Source organism: uncultured Algibacter sp. (genome assembly GCF_947495675.1).
In the GTDB taxonomy this organism is placed as follows: domain Bacteria; phylum Bacteroidota; class Bacteroidia; order Flavobacteriales; family Flavobacteriaceae; genus Algibacter_B.
The window spans coordinates 1-234 of the sequence record NZ_CANLZX010000096.1 but is presented as its reverse complement, the minus strand read 5'-3'; the positions used below and the strand labels follow the sequence as shown (position 1 = coordinate 234).

At 33.8% G+C, this 234-nt stretch carries 1 protein-coding gene; it reads left to right on the top strand.

Going from position 1 to position 234, the window contains the following annotated elements:
• Positions 1 to 234: hypothetical protein (locus Q0842_RS16240; protein WP_298500568.1), on the top strand; the 234-nt coding region annotated here is incomplete at both ends.

Sequence of the window (234 nt, the reverse complement as noted above, 5' to 3'; positions counted from 1 at the left end):
ATCAAATCCATATTGGTATAACTATTGGTCATCGCCAGTAGGATCCACAGGAGCCACAAGCTTAACAGATAATAATGCGATTACAAACAATACCAATAATACAGCCTTTAATCTACAGATGTTAAAGGACGATACAGGTTTAAACTTTACATTTACTTCAGGTTATACAGGAAGTGGCAATATAAGTACGTATTGGTTATATACATTTATAAATGGAAGAACGTATTGGGATTG